Origin of the sequence: Achromobacter sp. F4_2707, from assembly GCF_047501535.1 — a bacterium.
GTDB lineage: Bacteria > Pseudomonadota > Gammaproteobacteria > Burkholderiales > Burkholderiaceae_B > Yanghanlia.
In genome coordinates this window covers 96,587-109,457 of the sequence record NZ_JAZDRJ010000004.1, presented here as the reverse complement: position 1 = coordinate 109,457, position 12,871 = coordinate 96,587, and the positions used below count along the sequence as shown (strand labels likewise).

Here is a 12,871-nt window from a genome sequence, read left to right as displayed (position 1 = left end):
CTTGATACCCTCTTTGAAAGACCGCCCGACTTTGTTGCTGGTTGACGATGAGCCCATTAACTTGCAGGTGCTGCGACACACGTTGCAGGCCGATTACCGGCTGCTGTTTGCCAAGGATGGGCAGGCGGCGTTGAGGTTGGTGAAAGAAGACCGCCCTGATCTCATCTTGCTGGATGTCATGATGCCCGCCATTTCGGGTTATGAAGTTTGCAAGGCATTGAAGCAGGATCCTGCGACAGTCGGCATTCCGGTCATTTTCGTGACCGCTTTGGCCGATACCGCAAATGAGCATACCGGTTTGGAACTGGGGGCCGTTGATTACATTAGTAAGCCCTTCAATCCGCATATTGTGCGTGCACGCGTGCGTACGCACCTTTCGTTAGTGCGGGCTGAAGAAGTATTGGAAACGCGCTTACAAATTGTGCACAGCCTGGGGCGCGCTGCCGAATACAAAGATAATGAAACCGGCATGCATGTGATTCGAATGAGTCATTTTTCGCGTGTTGTGGCCTTGGCAATGGGGTACAGCGAAGCTCAGGCCGACGAATTACTGCATGCGGCGCCCATGCACGATATCGGCAAGATCGGCATTCCTGACGCCATCTTGCGCAAGCCGGGAAAACTGACGGCGGACGAATGGCTGATGATGCGTGAACACACCACAATCGGTGCGCGTATTCTAGGCGAACACCATTCAGGTCTGCTGCGTCTGGCCGCCAGTATTGCCCTTACTCACCACGAAAAATGGGATGGAAGTGGTTACCCCAATGGGCTGGCGGGTGAGGATATTCCCTTGGAAGGCCGCATCGCGGCAGTGGCGGATGTATTCGATGCACTTACCAGCGAGCGTCCCTATAAGCACGCTTGGCCGGTGGAGGAGGCGGTGGCTTTGATTCGTAGCGAAAGCGGCAAGCATTTCGATCCGCAAGTCGTTGCGGCGTTTCTCGACAATATGCCCGAAGTGCTGAAGATCCGTGAGCGATGGGCGGATTCCCTACAAGAAACCGAAGGGCAGTTTGTTTGAAGCCTAGCTGTCGGATGGGGGGAGGCGTCGTGAGGGCTTTAAGCCAGATAGTGCGAGTGGGTATAGACCGTGAAATCCCGCTGGCGGGCAAAGCCGATCAGCATCACGCCTAGCTCTTCGGCGGTTTGGACGGCATAGTGAGTAGGTGCCGAGACGGCTACGACGGCAGGAATACCTACAGAAGCCGTTTTTTGCACCATTTCAAAGCTGGCGCGGCTGGTAATCAAGGCAAAGCCGCACGATGTATCGTGCGGGCTGCGGCGCTGCATCAGCACGCCAATGAGCTTGTCCAGCGCATTATGGCGCCCCACGTCTTCCCGGACATGCAAAATCTCACCCGATAAATCTGCCCAGGCGGCAGCATGGGTGGCGCCCGTTTGTTGATGCAAGGGCTGAACCCGCTTCAAGGCGTCCATTGCCCGCAAGATGGCGGACGGCTCGATAGGCTGTGCCGGGCCGGCAACGGGCGGCAGCGGGCGCACGACATCGTCCAGGCTTTCCAGGCCACACAAACCGCAGCCGGTGCGGCCCGCGAGTGTGCGGCGACGCTGTTTGAGCTGGGAGAAACAGGCACTGGCGATGGTTAACTGCGCAATATACCCCTGGCTGGATTCCACAATATCCATATCGTGGAGGTCGCTTGGGCTGCGAAGTATCCCTTCTGTCAGAGAAAAGCCCAGTGCCAGGTCTTCAAGATCGCAAGGCGTGGCAAGCACCGTCGCGTGACTGATGCCGTTGTATTCCAAAGCCAGAGGCGTTTCCTGCGCCAGCCAATCTGGTTCGGGGCCAGCAATCGGCTGCCCTGCATGGTAACGACGCACCACAGAATTCGCCGCGCCGCAGGCATCAGAAGCGGCATCGTGGCCGGAAACGGAATCGTTGGTTTGCATGGGTGAGGAGCGGCATCCGTGCTTTCAAGAGGCCAGTATACCGCCCGCAAGTTTGTTTGTTGCCCAAAGCAAAACACCCCAAAGGTCGGCTGAACAACCAACGCTTGGGGTGTGGTGCAATGCTGCCGCATTTCCGGCTCTGAAACCGTATCGGCGATTAACCGAGGCAGGCTTCAGAGGCGGTTTAGGCTAGTCTGCTTAGAACGTGATGTTGGCAGACAACCAGAATGCGCGACCAGCGTAGGGGAGAGTGCCCTTGGTGGAGCGCCCGGATTGGATGTAGGGGCTACCGCAAACGACGTCACCACTGCTGTTAGTGTAGTGCTTGCACTCAAGGAAGTCCTTGTCGAACAAGTTGTAGATGGTGCCGTTCAAGGTTACGTCCTTTGAGACACGGTACTGGCCGCCCAGATTGAAGACGGTATAGCTCTTCAAGTCGCCCAGAGCATCGTAGGTAACTTTGGAGTCGGTCTCGTAGTCCGCATACTTGCCATCGAATCGGCGGCTGCTGCCGCGATACTCACCCTGCAGCCAGACACTGAAGCGATCATTAGCATCCCAGCGGAGAGTGGCATTGGCCATGTGTTCGGGGGTGTCGCTTAACTTACCGGCTTTTTTGCCATCTACCTTGATTTCGCTATCGGTGTAGGTGTAGTTCAAGCGCAATGACCAGGCATCGTTGAAATCAATGCGTGATGTGAATTCCAGGCCTTGAGTGGTAGCTTTGTCAAGGTTGCGATAGTAGGAGGGATTGGCGCCCTTCTCCTGGATGTAGCGCAAGGCAGTTCCGCAACTGGCAATCCAGGTTGGACTGCTGGGGTCTGAGCCGCAGTCTACAGAAGACATTTTATCTTTGATGCGGTTATGAAACCCAGTCAGTCCTACAGACCAGCCTTGCAGACTGTCGTAATGCATACCCAGCTCAGCGCTGGTACTAATTTCCGGCTTCAGATCGGGGTTGCCAACGTTGACACTTGCACCCTGGCGTGAAACTCCGTTAATCCCGCTGTGCAGCCGTTCCAGGCTTGGGGTTTTGTAACCGCGGCTGACACCACCTTTGAAAGTCCAGTTGTCTGTAGGGTTGTACACCAGATAGCCACGTGGGCTGATCTGGCTGCCGAAGGCGTCGTGGTGGTCGTAGCGAGCACCCAGAGTGAGTGCCAGGTCATCACGCAACATCCATTCATCTTCAGCAAATAAAGCCCATGTATCCTGCTTGTACTTGTCAGAAATTAGACTGTCCGTCATGCTGGCTCGCCAGTATTGGCCACCTACTGTTAAGAGGTGGTCGTCGCCAATGGGTGCAACGAGCTTGGTGTCAAAGACTGTATTGGTGGTCTCCAGCTTGCGGGCAGTGCCAATGCTGGGGTCATTCTGTTGTGCGGCAAGGAAAGCCTCCCTAGGAATGGTGCGTCCTAGAGTCTCTGTTTTGTTGCGCATAATGCTGGATTCCAGCGTGCCGAAGGAAAAACGGCTGGTATGACCCAGAGCAACTTGGTCGCGGTTAAAGCGCAACTTGTCCTCGTAACCGTGGGCTCGGTGTTTCTCGTCCGTGCTTGGTATACATTTGGTTCCCTCTGTTGTCCCGTCAAGGTTACCGAGCTGGCAATTGTCGTTGTTAAACGATTGGCGGGAGCGATCCAGGTCTAGCCAGATGTCGTGATCTTTGGTTGGGGTCAGAGTGAACTTGGCGCCTAACGTGTAGTTGCGGGCATTCACTGGGGAAGGGCCGCGGGTCGATACATTGGTGTTGTCGTCAAATTGCAGGCTGGAATCACCCCGGCGCAGTACGCTGCCACGCAGCTGAACCCCAAGCGTATCTTCCACAATGGGGCCGCTTAGGTAGAAGTTAGCCTGGTTGGTGTCGGCAGCGTCGTTGTTCTGCTCAAGCCGGGTGGATAGTGTTACGGAGCCACCCCACTCCTTGGAGACCTTCTTGGTAATGATGTTGATCACACCGCCCATGGCGTCAGCACCATACAAGGTGGACATTGGCCCGCGAATTACCTCAATGCGCTCAATGGCCGACATGGGGGGCATGAAGCCGGTGGAGGTGTCGCCAAAGCCGTTGGGGGCGACTTCGCCCGCAGCATTCTGGCGGCGGCCATCAATCAGGACCAGGGTGTATTCGCTGGGCATGCCGCGAATGCTGATGTTCAGGTTGCCTGTTTTACCGGTGGCGCCGCGTACATCAATACCTTCAACATCGCGCAAGGCGCTGGCAAGGTCGGTGTACGACTTTTCTTGCAGGTCTTGGTTGGTGATGACCGAAATGGATGCGGGCGCTTGTTTGATTTCCTGCTCAAAGCCTGAGGCAGTAACAACGACGGAATCCAGCTGCTGAACGGATTGTTGTGCGGCTGCGGTGCCGGCCAGCGATGTGCCCAAAGCTGCACTCAGCAGCAAAGTCAGGCGTTTGGCCCTGAAAGACAGGCCAGGATTAGAAGAGGTCATGGACTTGTACCTAGTTCAACTGACAAGAAGAAAGGCCGCTTAACGGCCTTGGGTTAGCAAAATTTTTCTGTGTGTGACCCGTGCCATAGAGAGATCATGACACTAATCATGAGAGTGATCAGAATGATAGCTATTATCATTACTGATTGCAATGCAATGGATTGAAATAAGTTTGTTTGAGATCAAATCCGGGGGGATTGCTACGCCTTGTTGCACACAGGCTGCAAAAACAGAACGGCCCGGCAGAAAGCCGGGCCGTTCTGTACGCGACTATTGCTAAAAGATCAGTCGAAAATCAATGGAGCTGCAGTCAGGTTTTGCAGCTCGTCATTGGTGATATCCACCAGCTTTTCGCGTACCTTGAAGCCTTGTGGGGTGACATCAATAACCGCCAAGTCGGTGTAAATGCTATGAACGACGCCCAAACCTGTGACGGGCAGAGTGCATTTTTCCACCAGTTTGGGCGTGCCGTCCTTGGCATTGTGCTCCATGAGGATGAACACCTTTTTCGCACCGACTGCTAGGTCCATGGCGCCGCCCACTGCTGGGGGCTCACCAGCGCGGCCCAGCGACCAGTTGGCCAAGTCGCCATTAGCCGCCACTTGCATGCCGCCCATAATGCAAAGGTCCAGGTGGCCGCCGCGCATAATAGCGAAGGAATCCACGTGGTGAAAGAAGGAGCCGCCTGTCAGTAGCGTAACGGGCGTCTTGCCCGCGTTGATCAGCTCGGGGTCAGCCTCTTCGGGGCTGGCTTCAGGGCCCATGCCCAGAATGCCGTTTTCGCTATGCAGCAGAATCTCGTCGGCGGGGTCGAGATAGTTGGCCACCAGGGTGGGCATGCCAATGCCGATATTCACGTAGCTGCCGGGCGCAATGTCTTTCGCCAGCCGGGCTGCCATTTCGTTACGTGTCAGTTTTTTCATATCGTCCTCAGCTTGAGATCTCGGGGTTGGCCACTTGCACGACCCGGTTCACGAAAATCCCCGGCGTGACGATGACTTCCGGATCGAGGTCGCCCAGTTCGACCAGATGTTTGGCCTGAACGATAGTGGTTTTGGCGGCCATGCACATGGCTGGGCCGAAGTTGCGGGCTGCCTTGCGGTAGACGAGGTTGCCCCAGCGGTCGGCTTTTTCCGCCAATACAAAAGCGAAGTCGCCATGCAAGGGTTTTTCAAACACATAGAACTGGCCGTCGATTTCGCGGACTTCTTTGCCCTTGGCGAGCTCGGTGCCGTAGCTGGTACGGGTGTAGAAACCGCCCAGACCCGCGCCAGCTGCTTGCAGGCGCTGGGCGATGGTGCCTTGGGGCACGCATTCCAGTTCTATCTTGCCTGTCCGATAGAGCTCGTTAAACACGTGGGAGTGCGAGCTTTTCGGGAACGAGCAGATCATCTTGCGCACGCGCCCGGCCTTCAGCAGAGCGGCCAAGCCGACCTCATGGTTGCCGGCGTTGTTGTTAACAACGGTGAGCTCGCGGGCGCCCTGGTCTATCAGGGCGTGTATGAGTTCTGTGGGGTGACCAGCGCCACCGAAGCCGCCGGTGAGGATGGTCGCTCCATCGAACACGTCGGCAACAGCTTCGTGTACGCTGTCTACGAATTTGTTGATCATTCTGTTTCTGTATCCTTAAAACGAGCGCTATGGGTTAGCGCCCGGTTTTTTTGTGCGGAAGGTTGTCACGCTGCGGCACTGGCGCCGCCATCGACCGAGATAGCTTGACCGGTGATATGGCGAGAAGCCTCGGAGGCCAGGAAGACCGTCAGACCTTTTAGGTCTTCTTCTCCGCCAATGCGTCCCAGTGGGATTTTATCCAACAGCGTCTGGCCCATGGTGTCCAGCGTTCCAGCTGTCATACGGGACTCAAAAAAGCCGGGGCACACGGCGTTGACATTGATATTGTACCGGCCCCACTCGCTTGCCAAAGTGCGGCTGAAATTAACCGCTGCAGCCTTGGAGGTGTTGTAGGCGATTGTGGTGACCCCTTTAGCCGTCCCACGCAGGCCCGCGGCCGACGCAATATTGATGATTTTACCCTGCCGTTTTGGAATCATGACGCGACGCCCTACCTCGCGGCACAGGTAGAAGACCGCATTGATGTTGAGATCCATGACCTTATGCCAGGCTTCATCCGGGTAGTCTTCAGCTGGGGCGCCCCATGTGGCACCGGCGTTGTTCACCAGAATGTCGATGGTTCCGTAGCGTTCCAGAACCTGGTCTACCAGTGCCGGAATGGTATCAAACTGGGCCATATTGCCCGGAATCGTGAGCACTTCGATGCCTTGGGCTTCGAGGTGTTCACGCGCCTTGGCCAGTTCGGCTTCTTTGCGGGCCGTGATGGCCAGGCGGCAGCCCATTTCTCCCAGGGCTTCGGCCATTTGCAGGCCCAAGCCCCGTGAGCCGCCGGTAATCAGGGCAACCTTGCCCTGAATATCAAACAGTTTCTTTACACTCATTTTGCGACTCACCGTTGCGGGGTTAAGCGACTTCAAACAGGCCGGCTGCGCCCTGGCCGCCGCCGATGCACATGGTGACGACGACATACTTGGCGCCCCGGCGCTTGCCTTCAATCAGCGCGTGGCCGGTCAGGCGGGAACCCGATACCCCATAGGGGTGGCCCACTGCGATGGCGCCGCCGTTGACGTTGAGCAGTTCGTCGGGAATGCCCAGCTTGTCGCGGCAGTACAGCACTTGGCAGGCGAAGGCTTCATTCAGTTCCCACAGGCCGATGTCGGATACTTTGAGGCCGTGGCGCTCAAGCAGGCGTGGAATAGCGAAGACCGGGCCGATGCCCATTTCGTCGGGCTCGCAGCCCGCGACGGTAAAACCACGGAAGATGCCCAGTGGTTGCAGGCCTTTCTGTTCGGCCAGTTTGGAATCCATGACCACGCAGGCCGAGGAGCCGTCGGAGAACTGGCTGGCGTTCCCTGCGGTAATGACGCCGCCGGGCAGGGCGGAGCGAATGCGCGACACGCCTTCGATCGTGGTGTCGGGGCGGATCCCTTCATCTGCGGAAATCGTAACTTCGCGGCGCACGGTGGAACCGGTTGCTTTGTCTTGAACGGCCATGATGGTGGTCATGGGTACGATTTCATCGTCGAACTTGCCAGCGGCCTGGGCAGCAGCGGCCCGCTGTTGGCTGCGTACGCCGTAAGCGTCCTGGTCTTCTTTGCTGATGTTATAGCGTTTGGCCACGGTTTCAGCGGTTTGCAGCATGCTCCAGTAAAGTTCTGGCTTGTTTTCCACCAGCCACGGGTCGCGGCGCATGTGCATATTGAGTTCGTTCTGCGTGCAGGAAATGTTCTCCACACCCCCGGCGACGATGACAGACGCTTCGCCAACCATGATGCGCTGCGCGGCCAGGGCGATCGACTGCAGGCCCGAGGAGCAGAACCGGTTGATGCTCAGGCCTGCTGTGGTGACGGGCAGGCCGGCACGCAGCGCAATGGCGCGGGCGACGTTGCCACCCAGTGTGCCTTCGGGGTGCGATGAGCCCATGATGACGTCTTCGACTTCGGCGGGATCAATACCAGCGCGCTCGACGGCGTGTTTAACTGAATGGGCGCCCAAGGTGGCGCCGTAAGTCATGTTGAAGGCGCCGCGCCAGGATTTGGCCAGTCCGGTGCGGGCGGTAGAAACAATAACGGCTTCTTTCATGATGTTCTCTGCAATAGGGGTTCGCGGTCGGGTGTTGCCGTGGCAGCACGCAGGCCGCCACGGTTCGGCGTTTGGCTTACTTCAGGGGTTCGCCCGAATCAAGGTGCTTAACAAGCAAAGGTGCGGGCTGCCAGAAAGCGGCAGCGGAATCCGACAGGCGTGCATACCGTTTAATAGAACGCACAACGTTGAACAGGCCAACCTGCTGTGCATAGTGCATGGGGCCGCCGTGGTGTGCAGGGAAGCCATAGCCATTCAGGTAAACGATGTCGATGTCGGAAGCGCGCAGGGCGATACCTTCTTCCAGAATGCGGGCGCCCTCGTTAGCCAACGCGAACACGCAGCGCTCAACGATTTCACGCGCGGTGAATTTGCGCGGTGTAATGCCTTTTTCAGCACGGAAGTCGTCAATCATTTTGGTGACGATGGGGTCTTCCTTGGGCTTGCGGTTGCCTGCGGAATAGTCGTACCAGCCGGCGCCGGTTTTCTGGCCGAAACGGCCGGCTTCGCAGATACGGTCTGCCACGCAGGACAGGTCGAGATCCGGGTTCTCTGCCTGGCGACGCTTGCGGATGGCCCAGCCGATATCCAACCCGGCCAGGTCGCCCACACGGTAAGGGCCCATGGCGAAGCCAAAGTTCTCGAGTGCGCGGTCGATTTCCGCAGGCGAAGCGCCGTGCAGCAGGAGTTCGTCTGCGGCGGCGCGGTAGGAGGCCAGCATACGGTTGCCGATGAAACCGTCACACACGCCCGATACCACTGGCTTCTTGGCGATGGTTTTTGCCAGATCAAGCGAGGTGGCAAGCACTTCTGGCGAGGTTTGGTCGCCACGCACGATTTCCAGCAACTTCATGACGTTGGCGGGGCTGAAGAAGTGCAGGCCGATGACGTCTTGCGGGCGCTTGGTGAAACCGGCAATGATATTCAGGTCGAGCGTGGAGGTGTTGGAAGCCAGAATCGCTCCAGGTTTGGCGATGGCATCCAGTGTCGTGAAGACGGCTTCCTTGACGCCGATATCTTCGAACACCGCTTCGATGATGAGGTCGGCCTGGGCCAGGTCGTCGTAGCTCATCGTGGGGGTAAGGAGCGCCATGCGCTCTTCCACCTGGTTTTGAGTCAGGCGGCCCTTCTTCATGGTGTTTTCGTAATTACGGCGGATGGTTGCCAGGCCGCGATCCAGCGCTTCTTGCTTGGCTTCCAGAATGGTGACGGGAATGCCGACGTTCAGGAAGTTCATGGCAATGCCGCCACCCATGGTGCCGGCGCCAATGACGCCGACCTGACGGATCTCGCGGCGCGGGGTTTCGCGTGTGACGCCAGGCACCTTGGTAGCGGCGCGTTCGGCAGCAAAAATATGGCGCAGCGCCAGAGATTCCGGCGAGGTCATGAGCGTGTTGAAGAGCTCGCGTTCACGTTTGAGGCCTTCGTCGAAGGGCAGCTCTACGCAAGCGGCGACGGCTTCCAGACACAGTTTGGGTGCCGGGAAGTGCTTGCTGCTTGCGGCCAGGTTACGGCGGGAGACTTGCAAGAAGGCTTGGGCGTCGAGTTCTTCGATTTTGATATCGCGCACGCGCTTCAGAGGCGCACCCTGAGCAACGATTTCTTTCGCAAAGGCTGCAGCGGCTTCGACGACAGGCGTATCGACGACGCGATCGAGCAAGGGAGTGTCAGCCAGGCGGGTCGCCGTGTAATGTTCGCCCGTTACGATCATCGACAGGCCGCGTTCCAGGCCGACCAGGCGCGGCAGGCGCTGAGTGCCACCGCCGCCGGGCAGCAGGCCCAACTTCACTTCAGGCAGACCGATGCGAGCACGGGATGCCGCTACACGGTAATGCGCGCCCAAGGCCAATTCCAGGCCGCCACCCAAGCAGACGCCGTCAATTGCAGCGATGATAGGCTTGGGGAAGGCTTCCATAATTTCGATAACGGTGCGCAGCGTGGGCTGCCAGCCCGAGCGCGGTGTGCCAAACTCCGTGATGTCGGCACCACCGGAGAATGCGCGCTCCGACCCGGTCATGACGACGGCTTTGACCTCCGGGTTCTCTTCGGCCTCGTCTAGCGCGTTGACCAAGGCGAGGCGCAAGGAATGGCCCAAGCCGTTGACCGGCGGGTTCTGGAAGGTGATGTGAGCGATACCGTCGGCAACCTCGTAGTGCAAATGGCTCATGATGCGTAGGAACTCCGTGCGTAGCGTGAGTGGCTGTCTTCTGATGCTGAAAACCAGGCGGCCACTCACCATGGGTGAAATTCTGCTATGCAGAATTTGAAATCAATAATAGTAAATTCTATCAGTGCGTCTATTTAACTGCAATGTCTAAGTTATTCCATTTATACTGCTGTCCGTTTAGTGTGCTTCGGCAGCGGATAAGAAATTTAGGGTTTGGCTGAGTTCTGAAACAGGTTTGTCAGTTCTGCTTTGCAGTACACTTTTGTTTTTTTATAGATATATTTTGTATACCTAGGGGGAGTAAATGTCTGAATCGTCCGAGCTTGTCGGCTACCAATTTGTTGACCGCAACAGTAATTTTTCCGACCTGACGGGGCCTTATTACATGAAGCAAGAGGCGGGCAAGGAGGTCAGCCTAGCGCTCAAGCTTGAAAAAAAACACATGAACAACCTGGGGCGGGCGCATGGCGGAATCCTCATGACCCTGGCGGACAACGCCCTCGGTGATGCCGTAGAAGCGCTTTTTGATGAGCCGGTTTCGTTGGTTACCGTCAGCATGAATACCGAGTTTGTAGGTGCTGCCATGGAAGGCGATTGGGTGGTATCGGAGGCCCGTGTTTTGAAGCGAGAAGGCCGCTTGTTGTTTGTGGACTGTGTCCTGAAGGTGGGGGAGCGGGTGGTGCTGCACGCCAGCGCGGTCATGGCTAAGCTGAAAAATAGCTGATCACGTAACTGGGTACTCGCCTCGCCCTTCGGGGCGGGCTCAGCGCGGATACACATCGTGCCTATAGTTGGTGGCAGCATGTATTAGGGAATTAAGGCACGCCCAGGGCGTCGATCAGGCTGTTGGCGGCGTGGTGCAGCTTGGGTACGACTTCTTCCAGCAAGAACTCTTGCGAGAGTTGAAAGGCGGGGCCACCGCAGTTCAGCGCCATAAGCGGAAAGCGACTGCCCAGCTTGAGGCTGACAGCGACTGCGTTGACATTGGGGTTCCATTCGCGGAACGAAACTGCACAGCCGTAACGGTCGTAATCTTTAAGCGCTTGCTCCAGCCCTTGAATGATGGCTTTGCCGGTTTGCGGGTCGAGTTCATTGATGCGTTCAATGATTTCTGCGCGTTCGCTGGCGGGCGCGGCTGCCAGATAAGCCCGGCCAATCGCCGAGGACGCAATGGGCACCCGTGAGCCTACGTCGAGGCTGAGCGTGAGCGCCGAGCTGCTGCGACAGTTCTCGATATAAAGCATGGAGAGCCGGTCGCGCACGGCCAGGGATACCGACGCCTGTGAGAAGTCGGCGATCTCCTGCATGAGCGGGCGTGCGATCTGGCGGATATCCAGTTTGGCAAGCATGCCAACGCCAAGCGCGAGCGTGGCGATACCCAGTTGATACTTGCCGCTGGCAGGGTCGGTGGTGAGATAGCCCAGGCGCGTCAGAGTGGCGGTGAGCCGCGAGACAGTAGATTTTGGAAGCTGACAACGCTGAGCAATCTCTTGATTGCTCAGCGTGTTTTCTTCAGAGCGAAAGCAGGCAAGTACTTCAAGCCCGCGTGCCAGCGCGGTGACAAAATGGCGATCATCGGCTTTATGGCGAGCGATATCACCACCACGCGTTGTGGTGGTGTCGGGCTTTAACGAGTCTGGCTTGTGGCTCATAACTAGCAGGTTGCCTGGTTTAGATGTGGATCAGTTGTCCAGGTCGAGGTCGCGCAAGATGGCCTCTTCGCCGGCAAAGGTTGTTTTAGCGAACTCGCTGTAAGTCTTGTGATCCATGTACAGAGGACGCACACCAAAGTTTTTGATGGCTTGCTGGAATGCGCTGTCTTCCATAGCGGCCTTTACAGCTTCGTCGAGTTTCTCAACGATTTCCTGAGGGAGACCGGCAGGGCCTGCAATGCCCAAGGGCGAGGGGACCAGAACGTCGTAGCCTTCTTCAAGCAGCGTGGGTACGTCGCCCAGCTCAGGGTTGCGCTCGGCATCGGCGGTGGCAAGCAGGCGAACTGTGCCGGCCCGGGCGTGCGTGAGGATGCTGTTGGTCACAACCGCAGCTTGGGTGTGACCGCCGATGAGCGCTGCGGTAGCGTCAGAGTCGCCCTTGTAGGGGATGTGAGTGAACTCGGCGCCTTCTTTGTGGCCCAGCATGGCGAGTACAACCTGGTTGCCCGTGTATTGGCCTGGTGTGCTGTAGGTGATGTCGCCGGGGTTCTCTTTTGCGTGCTTAACGAGGTCGTGAATGGTTTGGAAAGGCGAGTCAGCCTTCACAGTCACAGCGAAGTCGTAGGTGAGAAAGGAAGCGATATAGGTCAGGTCGCGGATCGGGTCGTAGCGCGTTTCCTGAATATAGGGTTGGCGGAAAATGCCCACGGGCGCCATGGTGAGGCGGTAGCCATCGGGTTTCGCGTTCATCATGTCGAGTACACCCATGGCACCGGCTGCACCGGGTTTGTTCTCGATGATGACGGTCTGCTTCAGGTAGCGGGACATGCTTTCAGCCAGGGCGCGCCCCACGACGTCAGTGGTGCCGCCAGGGGAGTAGGGCACGATGATGCTGATGGGTTGGCTGGGGTAGTCTGATTGCGCTGCAGCGAAAGTGGGGGCGATGACGGCAGCTACGCCGACTGCCATTGCAAGCTTGTTAAAAGTGGTTTTCATGGGTGTCTCCTTACTCGGTTAAAGAGTTCTGAAT

At 57.4% G+C, this 12,871-nt stretch carries 11 protein-coding genes; 2 read left to right on the top strand and 9 right to left on the bottom strand.

Going from position 1 to position 12,871, the window contains the following annotated elements:
• Nucleotides 1-4: 4 nt before the first annotated feature.
• Nucleotides 5-1,024 carry an HD domain-containing phosphohydrolase gene (locus tag VRY85_RS05470; protein ID WP_414597714.1) on the top strand — a complete coding sequence of 340 codons (1,020 nt, stop codon included), beginning with the start codon at nt 5-7 and terminating at the stop codon, nt 1,022-1,024.
• Nucleotides 1,025-1,062: 38 nt separating this feature from the next.
• On the opposite strand, the gene fdhD is transcribed toward VRY85_RS05470, so the two are convergent.
• From fdhD to VRY85_RS05435, 7 genes are all read right to left on the bottom strand, one after another.
• Complete coding sequence (gene fdhD, locus VRY85_RS05465) at nt 1,063-1,914, bottom strand: formate dehydrogenase accessory sulfurtransferase FdhD (protein WP_414597605.1); 852 nt, start codon at nt 1,912-1,914, stop codon at nt 1,063-1,065.
• A 198-nt stretch (nt 1,915-2,112) separates the two neighbouring features.
• Nucleotides 2,113-4,368, bottom strand: coding sequence for a TonB-dependent receptor domain-containing protein (locus VRY85_RS05460; RefSeq protein ID WP_414597604.1), 2,256 nt, complete (start codon nt 4,366-4,368; stop codon nt 2,113-2,115).
• Nucleotides 4,369-4,652: 284 nt separating this feature from the next.
• Entirely contained in the window at nt 4,653-5,291 is a 639-nt protein-coding gene (locus tag VRY85_RS05455) for a 3-oxoacid CoA-transferase subunit B (protein ID WP_414597603.1), read from the bottom strand.
• Between the two features lie 7 nt (nt 5,292-5,298).
• A complete protein-coding gene (locus VRY85_RS05450) occupies nt 5,299-5,979 on the bottom strand; it encodes a 3-oxoacid CoA-transferase subunit A (protein ID WP_414597602.1) in 681 nt (226 codons plus the stop codon).
• 65 nt (nt 5,980-6,044) lie between these two features.
• On the bottom strand, nt 6,045-6,821 hold the full coding sequence (locus VRY85_RS05445) for an SDR family oxidoreductase (RefSeq protein WP_414597601.1): 777 nt from the start codon (nt 6,819-6,821) through the stop codon (nt 6,045-6,047).
• 22 nt (nt 6,822-6,843) lie between these two features.
• On the bottom strand, nt 6,844-8,022 hold the full coding sequence (locus VRY85_RS05440; RefSeq protein ID WP_414597600.1) for an acetyl-CoA C-acyltransferase: 1,179 nt from the start codon (nt 8,020-8,022) through the stop codon (nt 6,844-6,846).
• 76 nt (nt 8,023-8,098) lie between these two features.
• A complete protein-coding gene (locus tag VRY85_RS05435) occupies nt 8,099-10,189 on the bottom strand; it encodes a 3-hydroxyacyl-CoA dehydrogenase NAD-binding domain-containing protein (protein WP_414597599.1) in 2,091 nt (696 codons plus the stop codon).
• Between the two features lie 304 nt (nt 10,190-10,493).
• Here VRY85_RS05435 and VRY85_RS05430 point away from each other — a divergent pair, with 304 nt between their 5' ends.
• Nucleotides 10,494-10,913 (top strand): PaaI family thioesterase, encoded by a 420-nt coding sequence (locus VRY85_RS05430; RefSeq protein ID WP_414597598.1) that lies wholly within the window; start codon nt 10,494-10,496, stop codon nt 10,911-10,913.
• 91 nt (nt 10,914-11,004) lie between these two features.
• Here the strand turns inward: VRY85_RS05430 and VRY85_RS05425 are convergent, their stop codons facing one another.
• Both VRY85_RS05425 and VRY85_RS05420 read right to left on the bottom strand, forming a co-directional pair.
• Nucleotides 11,005-11,841 carry an IclR family transcriptional regulator gene (locus tag VRY85_RS05425; RefSeq protein WP_414597597.1) on the bottom strand — a complete coding sequence of 279 codons (837 nt, stop codon included), beginning with the start codon at nt 11,839-11,841 and terminating at the stop codon, nt 11,005-11,007.
• A gap of 30 nt (nt 11,842-11,871) precedes the next feature.
• Complete coding sequence (locus tag VRY85_RS05420) at nt 11,872-12,837, bottom strand: tripartite tricarboxylate transporter substrate binding protein (RefSeq protein ID WP_414597596.1); 966 nt, start codon at nt 12,835-12,837, stop codon at nt 11,872-11,874.
• Nucleotides 12,838-12,871 lie beyond the last annotated feature (34 nt).